Annotated in this window: 18 protein-coding genes; 8 read left to right on the plus strand and 10 right to left on the minus strand. The window is 70.4% G+C overall.

Annotated elements, in window-relative coordinates; translation table 11 throughout:
- The 4 genes from GXP76_RS24325 to GXP76_RS24340 form a co-directional block, all read right to left on the minus strand.
- Positions 1-757, minus strand: a 757-nt coding sequence (locus GXP76_RS24325) for a hypothetical protein (RefSeq protein WP_242573717.1), incomplete at its 3' end; no start/stop codon positions are given.
- A gap of 107 nt (positions 758-864) precedes the next feature.
- Positions 865-1,839: an ABC transporter substrate-binding protein gene (locus GXP76_RS24330; protein ID WP_242573718.1), complete on the minus strand. Its 975-nt coding sequence runs from the start codon at positions 1,837-1,839 to the stop codon at positions 865-867.
- Between the two features lie 80 nt (positions 1,840-1,919).
- Positions 1,920-2,717 (minus strand): ABC transporter permease, encoded by a 798-nt coding sequence (locus tag GXP76_RS24335; RefSeq protein ID WP_242573719.1) that lies wholly within the window; start codon positions 2,715-2,717, stop codon positions 1,920-1,922.
- Positions 2,718-2,720: 3 nt separating this feature from the next.
- Positions 2,721-3,458 (minus strand): ABC transporter permease, encoded by a 738-nt coding sequence (locus tag GXP76_RS24340; protein WP_242573720.1) that lies wholly within the window; start codon positions 3,456-3,458, stop codon positions 2,721-2,723.
- A 143-nt stretch (positions 3,459-3,601) separates the two neighbouring features.
- On the opposite strand from GXP76_RS24340, the gene GXP76_RS24345 reads away from it, so the two are divergent.
- The 6 genes from GXP76_RS24345 (at position 3,602) to GXP76_RS24370 (ending at position 8,142) form a co-directional block, all read left to right on the plus strand.
- Complete coding sequence (locus tag GXP76_RS24345) at positions 3,602-4,774, plus strand: ABC transporter ATP-binding protein (protein ID WP_242573721.1); 1,173 nt, start codon at positions 3,602-3,604, stop codon at positions 4,772-4,774.
- A gap of 248 nt (positions 4,775-5,022) precedes the next feature.
- Positions 5,023-5,889 (plus strand): dihydropteroate synthase, encoded by an 867-nt coding sequence (gene folP / locus GXP76_RS24350; RefSeq protein ID WP_242573722.1) that lies wholly within the window; start codon positions 5,023-5,025, stop codon positions 5,887-5,889.
- Positions 5,890-5,894: 5 nt separating this feature from the next.
- Positions 5,895-6,353 carry a nuclear transport factor 2 family protein gene (locus GXP76_RS24355; protein WP_277993760.1) on the plus strand — a complete coding sequence of 153 codons (459 nt, stop codon included), beginning with the start codon at positions 5,895-5,897 and terminating at the stop codon, positions 6,351-6,353.
- Positions 6,354-6,565: 212 nt separating this feature from the next.
- Positions 6,566-6,925 (plus strand): dihydroneopterin aldolase, encoded by a 360-nt coding sequence (folB, locus tag GXP76_RS24360; RefSeq protein ID WP_242573723.1) that lies wholly within the window; start codon positions 6,566-6,568, stop codon positions 6,923-6,925.
- Entirely contained in the window at positions 6,922-7,518 is a 597-nt protein-coding gene (gene folK / locus GXP76_RS24365) for a 2-amino-4-hydroxy-6-hydroxymethyldihydropteridine diphosphokinase (RefSeq protein WP_242573724.1), read from the plus strand. The genes folB and folK overlap by 4 nt, the downstream gene beginning before the upstream one ends.
- A 138-nt stretch (positions 7,519-7,656) precedes the next feature.
- Positions 7,657-8,142, plus strand: a complete 486-nt coding sequence (locus tag GXP76_RS24370) for a DUF3180 domain-containing protein (protein WP_242573731.1) — start codon at positions 7,657-7,659, stop codon at positions 8,140-8,142.
- 42 nt (positions 8,143-8,184) lie between these two features.
- On the opposite strand, the gene folE is transcribed toward GXP76_RS24370, so the two are convergent.
- The 6 genes from folE to dacB all read right to left on the minus strand — a co-directional run bounded on the left by folE (position 8,185) and on the right by dacB (position 15,814).
- A complete protein-coding gene (gene folE, locus GXP76_RS24375) occupies positions 8,185-8,790 on the minus strand; it encodes a GTP cyclohydrolase I FolE (RefSeq protein ID WP_242573725.1) in 606 nt (201 codons plus the stop codon).
- 111 nt (positions 8,791-8,901) lie between these two features.
- Positions 8,902-10,929 carry an ATP-dependent zinc metalloprotease FtsH gene (gene ftsH, locus GXP76_RS24380; RefSeq protein ID WP_242573726.1) on the minus strand — a complete coding sequence of 676 codons (2,028 nt, stop codon included), beginning with the start codon at positions 10,927-10,929 and terminating at the stop codon, positions 8,902-8,904.
- A 195-nt stretch (positions 10,930-11,124) separates the two neighbouring features.
- Complete coding sequence (gene hpt / locus GXP76_RS24385) at positions 11,125-11,685, minus strand: hypoxanthine phosphoribosyltransferase (RefSeq protein ID WP_078075786.1); 561 nt, start codon at positions 11,683-11,685, stop codon at positions 11,125-11,127.
- Between the two features lie 69 nt (positions 11,686-11,754).
- Positions 11,755-12,828 (minus strand): tRNA lysidine(34) synthetase TilS, encoded by a 1,074-nt coding sequence (tilS, locus tag GXP76_RS24390; protein WP_242573727.1) that lies wholly within the window; start codon positions 12,826-12,828, stop codon positions 11,755-11,757.
- A gap of 240 nt (positions 12,829-13,068) precedes the next feature.
- Positions 13,069-14,199, minus strand: coding sequence for a zinc-dependent metalloprotease (locus tag GXP76_RS24395; protein ID WP_242573728.1), 1,131 nt, complete (start codon positions 14,197-14,199; stop codon positions 13,069-13,071).
- A gap of 127 nt (positions 14,200-14,326) precedes the next feature.
- Positions 14,327-15,814 carry a D-alanyl-D-alanine carboxypeptidase/D-alanyl-D-alanine-endopeptidase gene (gene dacB / locus GXP76_RS24400; RefSeq protein ID WP_242573729.1) on the minus strand — a complete coding sequence of 496 codons (1,488 nt, stop codon included), beginning with the start codon at positions 15,812-15,814 and terminating at the stop codon, positions 14,327-14,329.
- Positions 15,815-16,001: 187 nt separating this feature from the next.
- Here dacB and GXP76_RS24405 point away from each other — a divergent pair, with 187 nt between their 5' ends.
- Entirely contained in the window at positions 16,002-16,496 is a 495-nt protein-coding gene (locus GXP76_RS24405; RefSeq protein WP_003968257.1) for an inorganic diphosphatase, read from the plus strand.
- A 204-nt stretch (positions 16,497-16,700) separates the two neighbouring features.
- Positions 16,701-18,305 (plus strand): threonine/serine exporter ThrE family protein (locus GXP76_RS24410; RefSeq protein ID WP_242573732.1); only part of this gene is annotated, 1,605 nt, incomplete at its 3' end.

Raw genomic sequence — 18,305 nt, forward strand, 5'->3', positions numbered from 1 at the left:
TGTGCTGCCCGGCGGCCGTCGCCGCCTCCGCCGCGCGCCGCTTCTCGGCGGCCTTCTCCCGCTCGGCCCGCTCGGCGCGTGCCTTCTTCTCCGCCTCCGCGGCCTGCTTCGCCCGCTCGGCCTCGGCCTCCGCCTCGCGCGCCGCGCGCTCGGCGAGCTGCCGCCGTCGGGCGTCTTCGAGGATCCGCCTGGTGTGCTGCGTGATGCCGTTGCGCGTCAGGTCGTCCAGGGCCTTCGCGGCCCGGAAGTACACCGACGCGCTGGGCGTACTGCCCGCGGGCGGCAGTGCCTTGGGCTCCTGGGCCGCCTCGATCGCGAGCTGCCGCCGGCCCTCCAGCGCGCTCGCCCGCGCGGTCTCCGCCGTCGCGTAACGCCGCAGCAGCGCGGCGTGCTCACCGCGCAGCTTCGCGAGTTCGACCCGCTTGACGCGCAGTTTGGTCTCCAGCCGGGTGCGAATCTCGCGCGATTCGTCGATATCGGCTTCGAGTTCGGCTATTCGCTCCTCGGTCTTCCACTCCTCGCTCGATCGCGCGCGCAACAGCTCCGCGACACGCCGACCCGCCGCCGAGTCCCAACTGCGCATCAGATAAGCGCCGGTGGCGGCGGCGGCCGCGGTGACGGCCACCAGTCCACGGAGCGCCACGGGTTCCGTCAGGAGCCAGGCACCCGCGGCGCACAGAGCTGCGGCCCCTGCTACGGCCGACGGCGGCAGAATCCTGTGGAGGGGCGGGGAATGGCGATGGCGTCCACGTGGCATGGCCCGAAATTTACCGCGCGTGGACGCGGAATGGGGGTCGGCCGGACAATCTTTCCCCGTCCGTTGCCGACTCCACTCCCGTACCCCTACTTCCCGGCGCCCGGCGGCTACTTGCCGATCAGACCTTTCGACTCCAGATACTCCTTGGCGACATCCGCGGGCTTCGCGCGTTCCGCGTCGACCTTCAGGTTGAGCTTCGCGAGATCCTCTGTAGTGAGGGCGTCGCTGAGTTTGCCGAGAAGGTCCGCTATCTCCTGGGAACCGGCGTCCTTGGCATTGACCACCGGAAGTACGTTGTCCGCGTTCTGGAGCTTCTTGTCGTCCTCCAGGACCACCAGACCGAAGCTGTCGAGCGTGCCGTCGGTGGTGGTGCTGAGCACCAGCTGGTCCTTGCCGTCCTTCACCGCCTGCTTGGCCTGCGGAGTGCCGACACCCTGCGGGTCGATGCCGGTGACGTCGATCCCGTACGTCTCCTTGAGACCGGGCGCGCAGAACGGCCGCACCTCGCACTCGTCGCCCGCGGCGATCCTCACCTTGAGCTTCGAGGCGCCCAGGTCCGAAAGGGTCTTGAGATTGTTCTTCTCCGCGTACTCCTTGGTCACGGCGAAGGCGTTCTGGTCGACCGCCTTGCCCGCGGGCAGCACCTTCAGCCCGAGCGGCTCGGCCAGCTTCTCCAGAGCGGCGACCGTGGCGGCCGTGTCGCTGGAGGCGAGCGGGGTCTTCAGCGCCTTGTCCGCGCCGTTCACCTTGGCGTTGAGGAATTCGGTGAGCGTCGCCGCGTACTCCGGGACGACGTCGATCTCACCCTTCTCCAGAGAGGGCTCGTACAGCTCGCGGTTCTTCACCGTGGTGACGGAGGTGTCGTACCCGCCGTCACCGAGGATCTGCGCGTAGAGCTCGGCGAGCACCTTGGACTCGGTGAAGGCCGCGGCGCCGACGACGAGGGAGCCCTTCTTGTCGGAGCCCGAGCCCTTGTCGGAGCCGCCGTCCGATTCCAGGCTGTCGCCGCCGCACGCGGCGAGCGACCCGGTGAGGACGACAGCGCCAAGTACCGCACCCGCCATGCGCGAGGTCTTGCTCATGAGAGTTCACCATCCGTAGAGGCCATAGGGAGGCCGAGAAAGTCGGTCGTCACACGGTCGTCGTGTCACTCGGGCCGTCGTCACACGGTCTTCGTCACCCGGTCCCGCGCAGGCGAGTCACCCGTCGGGGGCGAGTCGCCGGTACTGAGGGCGCCGTTCAGGGCGCCCTTCGGAGCGCCGTCGCGCGAGCCGGGCGACGGTGCCCGGGTGACGGCGGCGGGGGGAGACGGGTCGAGCACCCGGTCCACCGCCACGAGCACGCCCTCGACCAGCAGCGCGAGCAGCGCCACCAGGAGCGCGCCCGCGACCACCTGCGGGGTGTCGTAGGTGTTGAAACCGGCGGTGATGATCCGCCCGAGTCCGCCCTGCCCCACCATCGCCGCGATCGTTGCCGTGGCGACCACCTGCACGGACGCCGACCGCAGGCCGGTCATCACCATCGGGTACGCCAGGGGCAGCTCGACCCGGAGGAAGAGCTGGCGCCCGGACATCCCCATGCCCCGTGCGGCTTCCAGCACCGCGCGGTCCACCTCCCGCATACCCACGTAGGCGTTGGTCAGCAGCGGCGGCACGGCGAAGAGCACGAGCGCGACGATCGTCGGCACGTAGCCCGCGTTGCGCAGCGGGGAGAGCATGAACAGGGCGAGCACGGCGAAGACCGGGATCGCCCGCCCCACGTTCGAGATGTTGATGGCGAGCGCGCCGCCCTTGCCGATGTGCCCGAGGTAGAAGGCCGTCGGCAGGGCTATCGCACAGGCGAGCGCGAGGGCGACCCCGCTGACGTACACGTGCTCACCGAGTCTGGACAGGGCCCCGCCATCGCCGGACCAGTTGGAGCCGGTGATCAACCAGGTCCACGCGTCACCCAGGACACCCATGGGTCAGCCCCCCACCTTCACCGGGTCGCCGGCACGGCCCGCGCGCGCCGGACGTGCCGCACGGCCCCTGCCCGTCCGTATGCGCGTCCAGGGCGTGAGCAGCCGCTGGAGTCCCAGGAGCAGCAGGTCGGCGGTGACCGCCAGCAGCACGCACAGCACGGAGGCGGTGAGCACCTGCGCCTTGAACAGGCTCGGCAGCGCGTCCTCGATGAGATTGCCGAGACCGCCGCGCCCCACGATCGAGCCGACGGTCGTCAGCGCGATCGTCGAGACCGTCGCGATCCTGACTCCCGCCATCAGCGCGGGCAGGGCGAGCGGCAGCTCGACCTCCCAGAGCAGCCGACCGGGGCCGTACCCCATCCCGCGGGCGGCCTCCTTGGCTTCGGCGGGGACGGAGTCGAGGCCCGCCATGATGTTCCTCACGAGGATCGTCAGCGAGTACAGCACCAGGCCGGTGACCACCAGCGCGGTCGACAGCCCGAAGAACGGCAGCAGCAGCGAGAACATCGCGAGCGACGGGATCGTGTAGAGCAGGGTCGTCAGTCCGAGTACAGGGCCCGCGAAAGCCGGTTTGCCGCGCGCGAGCAGCGCGAGGGGAAAGGCCACGAGCAGCCCGATGAGGACCGAGACGAGGGTGATCCCGATGTGCTGGACCGTCGCATCGATCAACTCCTGGCTACGGGAGCGTAGATACTCGCCGCAGATCCATTCGTTCGCCGCCAGACAGCTTTGAGCGCTCATCCACCCCCGCCTCCCCTATCTCTCCGAACGTATGTCTGGTGTCTTTGTCTGGGCGACCCTATCCCCGACCACTGACATTCGCGGAAGGCCGCCACATTCCAGCAACATTGCCTTCACACAAGACCCGTCACAATGGGGAAATCATGATCCGATTCGAGCACGTCACCAAGCGGTACCCGGACGGCACCACGGCCGTCGACGACCTCAGCCTGGAGGTCGGAGCGGGCGAGCTGGTCACGCTCGTCGGACCGTCCGGCTGCGGCAAGACCACCACCATGAAGATGGTCAACCGGTTGATCGAACCGACCGAGGGACGGATATTCATGGACGGGGACGACATATCGACCATCGACCCCGTCCAGCTCCGGCGCCGGATCGGCTATGTGATCCAGCAGGTCGGACTGTTCCCCCACAAGACGATCCTGGAGAACACCGCGACCGTCCCCCATCTCCTGGGCTGGCAGCGCGGCAAGGGCCGTGAGCGCGCGGCCGAACTCCTCGACCTGGTCGGCCTCGACCCGTCCGTCTACGGCGACCGCTACCCCGAGCAGCTCTCCGGCGGGCAGCGCCAGCGGGTGGGCGTGGCACGGGCGCTCGCCGCCGACCCGCCCGTCCTGCTGATGGACGAGCCCTTCGGCGCGGTCGACCCCGTCGTACGCGAACACCTCCAGAACGAGTTCCTGAAGCTCCAGGCCGCCGTCAACAAGACCGTGCTCTTCGTCACCCACGACATCGAGGAGGCGGTCCGGCTCGGTGACCGGATCGCCGTCTACGGGCAGGGCACCATCGAGCAGTTCGACGCCCCCGCCGCCGTGCTGGGCGCGCCCGCCACCCCGTACGTCGCCGACTTCGTCGGCGCGGACCGCGGCCTCAAGCGCCTCTCGGTCACACCGATCGAGGAGGGCGACCTGGAGCAGCCGCCCGTCGTGCATCTGGACGATCCGCTGCGCACTGCGGCGGCGAAGCTTTCCAAGGAGGGGGCGCGCTGGGCGGTCGTCCTGGACGCCGAGGACAATCTGCACGGCTGGATCTCCACCGAGCAGACCGGCTCCCCGGGCACCGTGCGGGAGCACGCCCGCCGTATGGAGGCGTGGCTGCCCGTCGGCGCCTCCCTCAAGCAGGCGTTCTCCACGATGCTCCAGCACGACGCCGGCTGGATCGCCGTCATCGACAAGGAGGAGACGGGCCGCTTCCTCGGTGTCCTGACTCCGGCGCGGCTGCACGAGGCGCTTCGCCGCTCGATCGACGCGGACGCGCACGCCATCCCCCGCACCGAGGTGGAACTGGAGACGGTCGCCCAGATCGCCGCGTCCTGACCGCCGTCCGGCAGGGGGCCGCGCCGCCGGGCGACGCGTCACCGCCCCCGTACGGGCCTGGGCCCTGTCTGACAAATCCCGCCTGGCGCGCGGCGCCCGGCACGCGCGCTCGCCGCGTTGTCGGAGTCGTCCAAGTACGTCCAGTACGAGAATGATCCTCCGCCTTGCGATCACACGCACCGGACGCCGCGCGCCCCGCCTTGCAGGCGGACGGCGCTATTTGTCAGACACGGCCTAGGGTGGGACGTATGAGTACGTTGCGCCCGCGGGGCGGAAGGGGCACGGTCGACGGCCTGCCGGAATGGGACCGCTGCGCGGTCATGGGGGTCGTCAACGTGACGCCCGACTCCTTCTCCGACGGCGGTCGCTGGTTCGACACCACCGCCGCGGTCAAGCGCGGCCTCGATCTGGTCACCGAGGGCGCCGATCTGGTCGACGTGGGCGGCGAGTCGACCCGCCCCGGCGCCTCCCGGGTCGACGAGGACGAGGAGCTGCGGCGCGTCGTGCCCGTCGTCCGGGGCCTGGCCTCCGAAGGCGTCACCGTGTCCGTGGACACCATGCGGGCCTCCGTCGCCGAACAGGCGGTGGCCGCCGGCGCCGTCCTGGTCAACGACGTCAGCGGCGGCCTCGCGGACCCGGCGATGGTGCCCGCCGTCGCCGCCGCGCGGGTGCCCTTCGTCGTCATGCACTGGCGCGGCTTCAGCCAGGACATGAACAACCGCGCCGTCTACACGGATGTCGTCGCCGAGGTGGTCGCCGAACTCCGTGAGCGCATGGAGGCGGTCGTCGCCGGCGGCATCGCCCCCGAGCGCCTGGTCGTCGATCCCGGCCTCGGCTTCGCCAAGGGCGCCGAGCACGATCTCGCGCTGCTGGCCCGGCTGGCGGACCTGCGGGCACTGGGCCGGCCCCTGCTGGTCGCGGCTTCCCGCAAGCGGTTCCTCGGCCGGGTACTGGCCGGAGAGGGCGCCCCGCCGCCCGCGCGCGAGCGGGACGCCGCCACCGCGGCCGTCTCCGCGATCGCCGCGTACGAGGGCGCCTGGGCGGTACGGGTCCACGAGGTACGCGCGACGGCCGACGCCGTCCGCGTGGCGCGCGCCGTCGAGGGTGCCCGGTGAGGAGCCTGCCGAGCGGGACCGACAAGGAACAGGTCGACGCCCTCAACACCGCCTTCTACGAAGCCATGGAGCGCGGCGACATGGACGCGCTGTCGGAGCTGTGGCTGGACGGCGACAGCCCCGGTGTCAGCTGCGTCCACCCCGGCTGGCCGGTGCTCTCGGGCCGCGGCGAGGTGCTGCGCTCGTACGCGCTGATCATGGCCAACACCGAGTACATCCAGTTCTTCCTCACGGATGTCGTGGTGTCCGTCGCGGGCGACACCGCCCTGGTGACCTGCACCGAGAACATCCTCAGCGGCGGACCGGCGGAGGAGAGCGGTGCGCTCGGCCCGCTCGTGGGCCAACTGGTGGTCGCCACGAACGTGTTCCGCCGCACGCCGGACGGCTGGCGGGTCTGGTCCCATCACGGCTCGCCCGTTCTGGCCGAAACCGACGACGACCAGGACGACGAAACCCCCGCGTGAGTGGGTAGACCGACCTTACGAGGGCCGGCCCCGCTCCGCTGGAACTACCTGCGGTGCCCAGTGGCGCGGAGCCCGCCGCGAGCCCCGTTCGCGACGCCCGGGGCCCCACGGGCAGGGCGTGTCGGTGCCCGCGAGTAGATTCGACCGGGGACATCCGCCGTCCGCATACGGCATAGTGCCCCACTTGACCAACGACAGCAGGAGTGATTCGCGTGGACCGTCTCGCGCTGCGCGGCCTCAAGGCCCGTGGGCACCATGGCGTCTTCCCCCGGGAGCGCGAGGAGGGGCAGACCTTCATCGTGGATCTGGTGCTGAGCCTCGACACCCGCCCCGCCGCGGCCGGAGACGACCTGGCGAGAACCGTCCACTACGGAGTCGTGGCCGAGGAGGTCGTGGCCGTCGTGCGGGGCGAGCCGGTCGACCTGATCGAGACGCTCGCGGAGCGCATCGCGGAGCAGTGTCTGAAGCACGACGGCGTCGACGAGGTCGAGGTGACGCTGCACAAGCCGGACGCCCCGATCACGGTGCCCTTCGACGATGTGACCATCACCATCACCCGGAGCCGAGTATGAAACCCCAGAGCGACCCGACCGTCCAGCCGGTGCCTGCCTCGGTGGTGGCCCAGGTCGACGCGGCGGACGTCACCCTGTCCAACCCGAAGCGCGCCGTGATCAGCCTCGGGTCCAATCTCGGCAACCGGCTGGAGACCCTCCAGGGCGCCATCGACGCGCTGGAGGACACCCCGGGCCTGCGGGTCAAGGCAGTGTCCCCGGTGTACGAGACGGAGCCGTGGGGAGTCGAACCGGGCTCCCAGCCCTCGTACTTCAACGCGATCGTCGTGGTGAAGACCACACTGCCGCCCTCGTCCCTGCTGGAGCGCGCCCAGGCCGTCGAGGAAGCCTTCGACCGCGTCCGGGTGGAGCGCTGGGGACCCCGCACGATCGACGTCGACATCGTGGCGTACGCGGACGTCGTGTCGGACGATCCGGCGCTCACCCTGCCGCACCCGCGCGCCCACCAGCGCGCCTTCGTGCTCGTGCCCTGGCACGACGTGGAGCCCGAGGCACTGCTCGCCGGACGCGGTACGGTCTCCGATCTGCTGGCCGTCATCGAGCAGCGGGGCGTGGAGCCCCGGGCGGACCTGGAACTCCGCCTGCCCGACTAATCGTTAGGCTCTGCGGACCGGCCGGCCGGTCACGGGTGCCGATCCAGGGGGTCCGGTGCGGGCCGCGTGCGCCGGTGGTGTGTGCGGGCGAGGTGTGTGTCAGAAGTGACGAGTACGGGTGAAGGGCGGGCTTTCGCGGTGGGGCAATTGCGGATCCGGGTTCTGTTCGGCATCTTCGCCGTGGCCGGGGTGCTCTCCTGGGGCGGTACGCGCCTCTGGGACTCCCTCGGCACCCTGCCCAGCGTCCCCCTCGCCGCGCCCATCGTGCTCGCGGCGATCGCCGTCGTGCTCCTGGCGACGGCGCTCTCCCTGCGGTCCCGGCTGCGCGCCCAGCGTGAGCGCCGGCCGGGCGCCAAGGGGGTGGATCCGATGATGGCGGCCCGCGCCGTCGTTTTCGGCCACGCGAGCGCCCTGGTCGCGGCGCTGGTCGCCGGGATGTACGGCGGGACGGGCGTCTTCCTGCTCGGCTCCCTCGACATCCCCGCCCGGCGTGACCAGGCCTACTACGCGGGATTCTCGGTGCTGGCCGGGATCGCGGTGATCGCCGCCGCGATATTCCTGGAGCGGGTCTGCAAACTGCCGGACGGACCCGACGACGAACACCAGGGCACCGCCCGCGCCTGAACACCCCGACCGGGTCCGGCGGGGCCCTCGTCCGTAAGTGGTTCAGCGGGCCATGATCAGACTCATCGCCTCGTTGCGGGTCACCGGGTCGCGCAGCTGCCCCCGTACCGCCGAGGTGATCGTCTTGGCGCCGGGCTTGCGCACCCCGCGCATGGACATGCACATGTGCTCGCACTCGACGACCACGATCACTCCGCGCGGCTCGAGGATCTTCATCAGCGAGTCCGCGATCTGCGTGGTCATCCGCTCCTGGACCTGCGGCCTGCGCGCGAACACGTCCACGAGCCGCGCCAGCTTCGACAGCCCGGTGATCTTCCCGTCGGCCGACGGGATGTACCCGACGTGCGCGGCGCCGTGGAACGGCACCAGATGGTGCTCACAGGAACTCTGCACCTCGATGTCCTTCACCAGGACCATCTCGTCGTGCCCGATGTCGAACGTCGTCGTCAGTACGTCCTCGGGCCGCTGCCACAGCCCCGCGAATATCTCCCGGTACGAACGGGCCACCCGTCCCGGCGTCTCGCGCAGGCCCTCCCGGTCCGGGTCCTCCCCGACCGCGATCAGAAGCTCCCGTACGGCGTTCTCGGCCCGCTTCTCGTCGAACTCGCCGATCACACCCTCGCCGTCCAGCCTCACCGGGTTGGTCATCTGAGCCTCGTTCCTCTGCCGTTCCGTGCGCGCCAACGGGAATGCCGCGCCCCATCAGGCTAAGACCTGTGGGGCGCGGCATCTATTCCGGGCCTGGTGAGAGGCGCGGGATCAGCTTTCGGGACGGTCCTCCGGAACGGCCTCGGCAGCGGACTCGCCGGTCGTGATCCCGGGAATCGTGCCGTTGGAACCGGTCGCTCCGTTGGTGAGGGCCAGCTCCTTGGGCGACAGCACCGGCGGACGCGTCGAAGGCGTACGCCGCGAGGAGCCGGTCCACGCCGGACGGGCCGGGCGCCGCACGATCGTCGAGAAGATCTCGGCGATCTGCTCCTTGTTGAGCGTCTCCTTCTCCAGCAGCGCGAGGACCAGGTTGTCGAGAACGTCGCGGTTCTCGACGAGGATCTCCCAGGCCTCGTTGTGCGCCGTCTCGATCAGCTTCTTGACTTCTTCGTCGACCAGCGCGGCGACCTCTTCCGAGTAGTCGCGCTGGTGGCCCATCTCACGTCCGACGAAGGGCTCCGAATTGTCACCGCCGAACTTGATCGCGCCGAGCCGCTCGGTCATGCCGTACTGCGTGACCATGGCCCGTGCCGTCGCCGACGCCTTCTCGATGTCGTTGGCCGCGCCGGTGGTCGGGTCGTGGAAGACCAGTTCCTCCGCCGCGCGCCCACCCATCATGTAGGCGAGCTGGTCGAGCATCTCGTTGCGCGTGGTCGAGTACTTGTCCTCGTCGGGCAGGACCATGGTGTAACCCAGGGCACGGCCGCGGGACAGGATCGTGATCTTGTGCACCGGGTCGGAGTTCGGAGACGCCGCCGCGACCAGGGCGTGGCCGCCCTCGTGGTACGCGGTGATCTTCTTTTCCTTCTCGGACATGATCCGGGTCCGCTTCTGCGGGCCCGCCACGACTCTGTCGATCGCCTCGTCCAGGGAGTGGTTGTCGACGAGCTTCTTGTCGCTGCGCGCCGTGAGGAGCGCCGCTTCGTTCAGCACGTTCGCCAGGTCCGCGCCGGTGAAACCGGGCGTACGGCGGGCGACGGCGCCGAGGTCGACGTCCGGGGCGACCGGCTTGCCCTTCTGGTGGACCTTGAGGATCTCCAGACGGCCCTGCATGTCGGGGCGGTCGACCGCGATCTGCCGGTCGAAACGGCCCGGGCGCAGCAGCGCCGGGTCGAGGATGTCGGGCCGGTTCGTGGCGGCGATCAGGATGACCCCGCCCTTCACGTCGAAGCCGTCCATCTCCACGAGCAGCTGGTTGAGCGTCTGCTCGCGCTCGTCGTGGCCACCGCCGAGGCCCGCGCCGCGGTGCCGGCCGACGGCGTCGATCTCGTCGACGAAGACGATCGCCGGGGCGTTCGCCTTGGCCTGCTCGAAGAGGTCACGCACCCGGGAGGCACCGACACCGACGAACATCTCGACGAAGTCGGAACCGGAGATCGAGTAGAACGGGACACCGGCCTCACCGGCGACCGCGCGGGCGAGCAGCGTCTTACCCGTACCGGGCGGGCCGTAGAGCAGCACACCCTTCGGGATCTTGGCGCCCACGGCCTGGAACTTCGCGGGCTCCTGGAGGAACTCCTTGATCTCGTGGAGTTCCTCGACCGCTTCGTCGGACCCCGCGACGTCGGCGAACGTCGTCTTGGGAGTGTCCTTCGTAATGAGTTTGGCCTTGGACTTCCCGAACTGCATGACTCGGGAGCCGCCGCCCTGCATCTGATTCATCAGGAACAGGAAGACCACGACGATGAGGACGAACGGCAGCAGGGAGAGCAGCACGGAGACGAACGGGCTCTGCTTCGAGGGCGAAACCGTGTAGCCCTGCTTGATGTCGCCGCTCTCGAACTTGCTCTGCAGCTTCTCGGCCAGGGCCGAGCCCTGGGAGCCGATGTAACTGGCCTGTACCTTGTCGCCGCCCTGGACCTTCTGACCGTCCTTGAGGTCGATCTTGATGATCTGTTCGTCGCCGGTGGTCAGCTTGACCTGGTCGACCTGGTTCTTGTCGATCGCCTGGACGACCTCGCCGGTGTCCACCGTCTTGTAGCCGCCGGACGAGCCGACGACCTGCATCAACACGACCACGGCGAGGACGGCCAGCACGATCCACATGACCGGCCCACGGAAGTATCGCTTCACGTCCATCCATACGGAGCGAGAACGCCCCGTCCCTCCTGCCCGTAGGTAAATGTCGCTGTGAGAAAAGACTGTTCTTCGGACCGTACCCCAGCATTGTCACCCGCGACCGCACGGGACTGCCGGTAAACCGGTCTTCCCATGCTCCAACGGCGGGAGGGGTGCCGGGGTTCCCGTCCCGGCCCGGCGGGGGCCGGGCCCGGCTCAGCCGCCGTAGACATGGGGGGCGAGTGTGCCGACGAATGGCAGATTGCGGTACTTCTCCGCGTAATCCAGTCCATAGCCGACAACGAACTCATTGGGAATGTCGAATCCGATCCATTTCACATCGATCGCGACCTTTGCGGCATCCGGCTTACGGAGCAGCGTGCACACTTCCAGCGAGGCCGGCTCGCGCGAACCGAGGTTCGACAGCAGCCAGGAGAGCGTCAGGCCGGAGTCGATGATGTCCTCGACGATCACGACGTGCTTGCCCTTGATGTCGGTGTCCAGGTCCTTGAGGATCCTGACCACACCGGAGGACTGCGTCCCGGCGCCGTACGAGGACACGGCCATCCAGTCCATCGTCACGGGGGTGGACAGCGCACGCGCCAGGTCCGCCATCACCATCACGGCGCCCTTGAGGACGCCGACGAGAAGGACGTCCTTGCCCGCGTACTCCGCGTCGATCTTGGCGGCCAGTTCGACCAGCTTGGCGTCGATTTCTTCCTTGGTGAAGAGCACCGACTGGAGGTCGGCGCCCATGTCCTTGTGGTCCACCCGCATCACTTTCGTTGTCGGCCAGGAGGCCGGAACTCGCCACCCCGGGAGACACAGCCGTCGTGCTTCAGCGCTTCAGCCCTGCCGGATGACCAGTCTGCCACCCTGCCGTTGGGCCTCGACGCGGCCCGGCAGGTTGATGGCTCCCTGGCCTCTCCAGCCCGTGATCAGGCGGTCGACCTCCTCGATGTGACGGGCGAACAGCGACCCGGCGGGGGCGCCGGCGACGACGGCGGCCCGGCGCAGGACACGGCGCCGGACGGCGGGCGGCAGCGCGTACAGCTTGGCGCATTCGAGCTGCCCGGTGTCGTCCCGTACGGCGGACTCCACGTCGGCCGCCCAGGCGTCGAGGGCGTCGGCGTCGTCGCGGGAGAGCTGCGCCGTACGGGCCAGGGCCTCGACGACGCCCTTGCCGAGCGCCTTCTCCAGGGCGGGCAGACCCTCGTGGCGCAGGCGCGAGCGGGTGTAGGCGGGGTCGGCGTTGTGCGGGTCGTCCCAGACCGGGATCGCCTGGACGAGACAGGCCTTGCGGGCCGTCTGCCGGTCGAGTTGGAGGAAGGGCCGGCGGTAGCGGCCGGTGGCGCCGGAGACGGGGGCCATTCCGGAGAGGGAGCGGGTGCCGGAACCGCGGGCGAGGCCGAGCAGGACGGTCTCGGCCTGGTCGTCGCGGGTGTGGCCCAGCAGGACGGCGGCGGCGCCGTGACGCTCGGCGGCGGCGTCCAGGGCGGCGTAGCGCGCGTCGCGGGCGGCTGCCTCGGGCCCCCCGTCGCGACCGACGGTCACGGCGACGGACTCGACGGGGTCGAGCCGCATGGCGGCGAGCCGGGAGACGACTTCGGCGGCACGGAGGTCCGAGCCGGGCTGCAGACCGTGGTCGACGGTGACGGCGCCCGCGCGGACGGAGAGCTTGCGGGCCTCGAAGGCGAGGGCGGACGCGAGCGCCATGGAGTCGGCGCCTCCGGAGCAGGCGACGAGCACCAGAGGGCGGCGGTCGGCCGGGGGCGGTGCGATGGCCCGGTCGGCGCCCGTCGCGGTGGGACGGGAGCGCTCGGTGCCGGAGCTCCCGGATTCGGAGCATTCGGTGAGGACGTCGTGGAGTACGCGGCGGACCGCCAGGCGTATCGCCGCGACCGCAGGATGGGGACCCATGTCCGGTGCCCTTCGTGATGTTTGGGGGGTGCCTCGGTCGGAGTAGGGACGGGGTTCAGTCACACAGAGTGCGTCGATGGTGACAGAACCGGGCCGTTCCCCGAGCATCGCACGCCTACCCAGCGCCCACGGTCCCTCGGATGGGTGATGCTGGCCCATTCCGGTGGACACCTGTGGACGTCCACATCCGGTACGCGCCCTCACGGCGCCCTCCTGAGGAGGACGCCGCGGGGCGCTGCCTCAGGACTCGGTCTTGCGGTGCACCCGTGCGATCCAGTCCGCCGGCTTGGCGATCTCCGCCTTCGTGGGAAGGGTGTTGGGGGAGGTCCAGACGCGGTTGAAGCCGTCCATGCCGACCTCGTCGACCACGGCGCGTACGAAACGCTCCCCGTCCCGGTACTGCCGCAGTTTCGCGTCCAGGCCCAGCAGTTTGCGCAGGGCCTGGTCGAGCCGGCTGGCGCCCTTGGCCCTGCGCTGCTGGAACTTCTCGCGGATCTCGGCGACCGAGGGCACGACCTGCGGGCCGACGCCGTCCATCACGTAGTCGGCATGGCCTTCGAGCAGGGACATCACGGCGGTGAGGCGGCCGAGGATCTCCTTCTGGCCGGGGGTCTGCACCAGTTCCACCAGGCTGCGGCCCTCGTCCTCCTCCTCGCCCTCAGGGCGGCTGCCGGTGAGGGACTGGGCCGCTTCACGCAGGCGTTCCACGACGGTCGAGGGGTCGACGTCCGTCTCTTCGAGGAATGACTGGATCTCGCCCTCGAGGTGGTCGCGCAGCCACGGGACGCCGGTGAACTGCGTGCGGTGGGTCTCCTCGTGCAGGCAGACCCAGAGTCTGAAGTCGTGCGGGTCGACGTCCAGTTCGCGTTCGACGTGAACGATGTTCGGCGCGACGAGCAGCAGCCGGCCGCCGCCGCCGTCACTCGAAGGGAGGTCGCGGCTCGGCGGGGCGAAGGTCTCGTACTGGCCGAGGACGCGCGAGGAAAGGAACGACAGCAGCATGCCCAGCTCGACGCCGGTCACCTTGCCGCCCACGGCGCCGAGGACGGCGCCGCCCGCCGAGTTCGACCGGCGGTCCTGCATCTTGTCGAGGAGTGGTTTGAGCAGCTCGCGGAAGCCCGCGACGTTCGCCTTGATCCAGCCCGCCCGGTCCACGACCAGGACCGGGGTGTCCGGCGGCTCATGGCCTTCCGGGATCATCCGGGTGAAGCCGCGCACGTGCTCCTCGGCCGCCTTGGCGTGCCGTCGCAGCTCGGCGACGATCTCGCGGGCCTCGTCCCGGCTCACTTCCGGTCCCGGCCGCGCGAGGCGGGTCGCGGTCGCGACCGCGAGATTCCAGTCCACCATCTCGGCCCCACCGATGCTCGTCATGTGTCAACCGTACGTGCTCGGGCCGGAAGGCGGTCAGGTGTCGGCCGGGCCGTTCACGTCCCGGCCGGTCCTGGTCGGTGCGGTGACCACCCTTGCCCCACGTGGGGACACGCGGGGCCAAGGGTGGTCACGACACCAGTTCCGCCGAGAGGTGGTCCAGGGCGCGTTGGGCCGTATCGGGGGCCGGTGCCTCCTCCGCCAGGAAGGCGAAGGCGAGGAGCCGTCCGCCGGGGCCCACGACAGTGCCCGCCAGGGAGTTCACCCCGGTCAGCGTGCCGGTCTTGGCGCGGATCAGGCCGCTGCCGGTCGTGGCGTCCGCGTCGGTGTACCGGCCCTGGAGCGTGCCGCTGAATCCGGCCACCGGGAGACCGGTGAGCACCGGTCGCAGTTCGGGACGCTCGGGGTCGGCCGCGCGGGCGAGCAGCGCGGTGAGCAGGCCGCTGGTGAGCCTGTCGTGACGGTTGAGGCCGCTGCCGTCGCGCAGGAGCGCGCCGTCGACGGGCAGCTTCAGCTTCTTCAGCTCGGCCTGGACGGCCTGTTGGGCTCCCGCGAAGCTCGCCGGTCTGCCCGCCTCGATCGCGGTCTGCCGGACCAGCGACTCGGCGATGTCGTTGTCACTGTTCGTCAGCATGCGTTCGACCAGGGCGGAGACGGGGCGCGAGTACGTCACGGCGAGGCGGTCGGCGTCTTCGGGCGCTCTGGCCGCGGCGGGGGCGCCGGAGGTCTTGAGGCCGCGTTCGCGCAGGAGGTCCGCGAAGACGTCGGCGGCGTCGCCCGCCGGGTCGCCGCTGCGCGGTGCCGGGCCGCCGAAGGTGTCGGCGGCGGAGTCGTCGAGGCGGCCCTGGCCCGCCATCAGGGCGGTGACGGGCGCGATGTTGTCGTTGGGGCCGATCGGGTGTTCTCGGGGCCCTGAGTAGAGGGAGACGTCGAAGCGGACGGTCACCCGGTGCACACCGCGGTCGCGCAGCGCTCTGGCGGTGTCGGTGGCCAGGTGGCGCAGGTCGCCGCGGTCGAGGGTGGCGTCGCCGCCGCCGACGAGGGTGATCTCGGTCGGGTTCTCGCCCTTGTCGCCGGCCTTGTCGTCGGCGCCGGACGCGTCGGGCTTGTCGTCGCCGCCCTTGCCGCTGTCCGCGGTGACCACGGTGGTGGGGATGCGGTGGTCGGGGCCGAGCGCGGAGAGCGCGGCGACCGCCGTGGCGATCTTGATGGTGGAGGCCGGTGCCATCGGCCGGTCGGCGCGCCGACCGAACAACTGCTCGCCCGTCGCGACGTCGACGACGGACGCCGAGGGCGCCGGTCCGAGGTCCGGGGATTCGAGCAGCGGCCCGAGGGCCGACGTCAGGTCGGCCGGGAGATCCGCCGGCGCGGACAAGGACGTGGCCGACACGCCGAGTTCGGCGAGTACGCCGGCGGCGCTGGGCGCGGGCGCGGGCATACGCACGCGCTCACCGTCGTGATGTGCGCCACCTGTACGGTCCTGGGCGGCCGCCCAGTCACGCTCGGCCTTACGCTGACCGGAGTCCCAGGGGCCGGCCAAGGCCACCGCCCCGGCCGCCAGTACGAGGCCGAGCACGGCGGAACCTGCCGTGAGCTGCCACACTTTCGGCTCAAGCACGGTTGACCAGCCCCTTTCGCGATCACACAGCTGCGTGGGGGACACTTAATCACTGCGCGTTGCCACGAGCACGGTGCCCCGGCCAGCGATGGCCGATCCTGCTCGGCCCCGGGGTCGGACCCGGCGGCGTGCGGTACCACCGACAGCAGCATCACCGACATCTGTGTTGATCATGGAGGAGCCACCCGTGGAGTTCGACGTCACCATCGAGATCCCTAAGGGTTCGCGAAACAAGTACGAGGTGGACCACGAGACCGGCCGGATCCGCCTTGACCGTCGTCTCTTCACCTCGACCAGCTACCCGGCCGACTACGGCTTCGTGGAGAACACCCTCGGCGAGGACGGCGACCCGCTGGACGCACTGGTCATCCTGGACGAGCCGACGTTCCCCGGCTGTCTCATCAAGTGCCGCGCGATCGGCATGTTCCGGATGACGGACGAGGCCGGCGGCGACGACAAGCTGCTGTGCGTCCCCGCGTCGGACCCGCGTGTGGAGCACCTGAGGGACATCCACCACGTGTCGGAGTTCGACCGTCTGGAGATCCAGCACTTCTTCGAGGTCTACAAGGACCTGGAGCCCGGCAAGTCGGTCGAGGGCGCGGACTGGGTGGGCCGCGCGGAGGCGGAGGCCGAGATCGAGGCCTCGTACAAGCGCCTGGAGGCGCAGGGCGGCGCGCACTGAACACGCGCCCCACGGACCGGGACTCAGGGGCCGTCAGGCCCTGAGCGGCGGAGAACGGCACGTACGAGCGGCGGACGGCGCACCTCACGGGTGCGCCGTCCGCCGCTCGTGTGCGCCCACGTCCGCGCCCGTGTCCATACTGAACGGATGGCTGAGCGACCTGTGCCCGAGCGGCACCGATGTGAGTAAGTGAGGGCGAGGACTGTGGTGGCCGAGCGGGACGAGGCGGAGGATCGTAAACCCCCGTCCGACGAGGCGCACAGCGCCTTCACTCCGCCGTCCGGGACGGACCAGGTACCGGCCCCCGAGGAGGACAGCCCCACCTCGGAGTTCGCTGTTCCGGAGGGGTTGAGCCCGGAGAGTACGCAGGAGACCGACCGGTCGGCCTTCGATCCGCCGAGTACCTACCGCGCACGCCGGTCGCCCCAGGCGTTCACACCGGCGCAGGGCGTGCCGATCGTCCGGCTGACGAAGGAAGCGCCCTGGCAGGACCGGATGCGCACGCTGCTGCGGATGCCGGTCGGGGACCGGCCGGTGGCGGAGATCGTGCAGCGGCACGACGAGGCCGGGCCCGCCGTACCGCGCGTGCTCGACCTGACCCTGCGTATCGGCGAGTTGCTCCTGGCGGGCGGCGAGGGGGCCGAGGACGTCGAGGCCGCGATGTTCGCGGTCAGCCGCGCGTACGGTCTCGACCGCTGCGAGCCGAACGTCACCTTCACGCTGCTGTCGATCTCCTACCAGCCGTCGCTGGTGGACGACCCGGTGACGGCCAGCCGGACCGTACGCAGGCGGGGTACCGACTACACCCGGCTGTCCGCCGTCTACACGCTCGTCGACGACATCACCACCGAGGACACCGACATCACCCTGGAGGAGGCGTACCGGCGGCTGGCCGAGATCAGGCGTAACCGGCACCCGTATCCGGGGTGGGCGCTGACCGCCGCGAGCGGGCTGCTGGCCGGCTCCGCGTCGGTGCTGGTCGGTGGTGATCTGATCGTGTTCATCGCGGCGATGGTCGGCGCGATGCTCGGCGACCGGCTCGCGTGGCTCTGCGCGGGACGTGGGATCCCGGAGTTCTACCAGTTCGTCGCCGCGGCGATGCCGCCGGCCGCGATGGGGGTCGCGCTGACGCTGGCCGCCTCGGCGGTGAACTGGGAGGGCCGGCCGTCCGCCGTGATCACCGGTGGGCTCTTCGCGCTGCTGCCGGGGCGGGCCTTGGTCGCGGGCGTGCAGGACGGTCTGACCGGCTACTACATCACCGCCGCCGCGCGGCTGCTCGAAGTCATGTACTTCTTCATCGCGATCGTGACGGGCGTGCTGATCGCCCTGTACCTGGGTGTCCAGCTCGACGCCCAGCTCGACCCGGACGCGGCGCTGCTGGCCGGGGAGGGGCGGCCGGTGCTCCAGATCGGCGCCGCCGTCGCGCTCAGTTTCGCCTTCGCGATCCTGCTCCAGCAGGAACGATCCACCGTGCTGATGGTGGCCCTGAACGGGGGCGTGGCCTGGACCGTCTACGGGGCGATGCATGTGACCGGCGGGATCTCGCCGGTGGCGGCGACCGCGGTCGCCGCGGGTGTGGTGGGGCTCTTCGGGCAGTTGTTCTCGCGGTACCAGTTCGCGTCGGCGCTGCCGTACGTCACGGCGGCGATCGGGCCGCTGCTGCCCGGCTCGGCGACGTACTTCGGTCTGCTCGGTCTCGCGCAGAACCATGTGGACGACGGGCTGGCCTCGCTGTCCAAGGCCGCGGCGCTGGCCATGGCGATCGCCATCGGGGTGAACTTCGGGGGCGAGATCTCCCGGCTGTTCCTG

The organism is Streptomyces sp. NP-1717 (genome assembly GCF_022695985.1).
Taxonomy (GTDB): domain Bacteria; phylum Actinomycetota; class Actinomycetes; order Streptomycetales; family Streptomycetaceae; genus Streptomyces.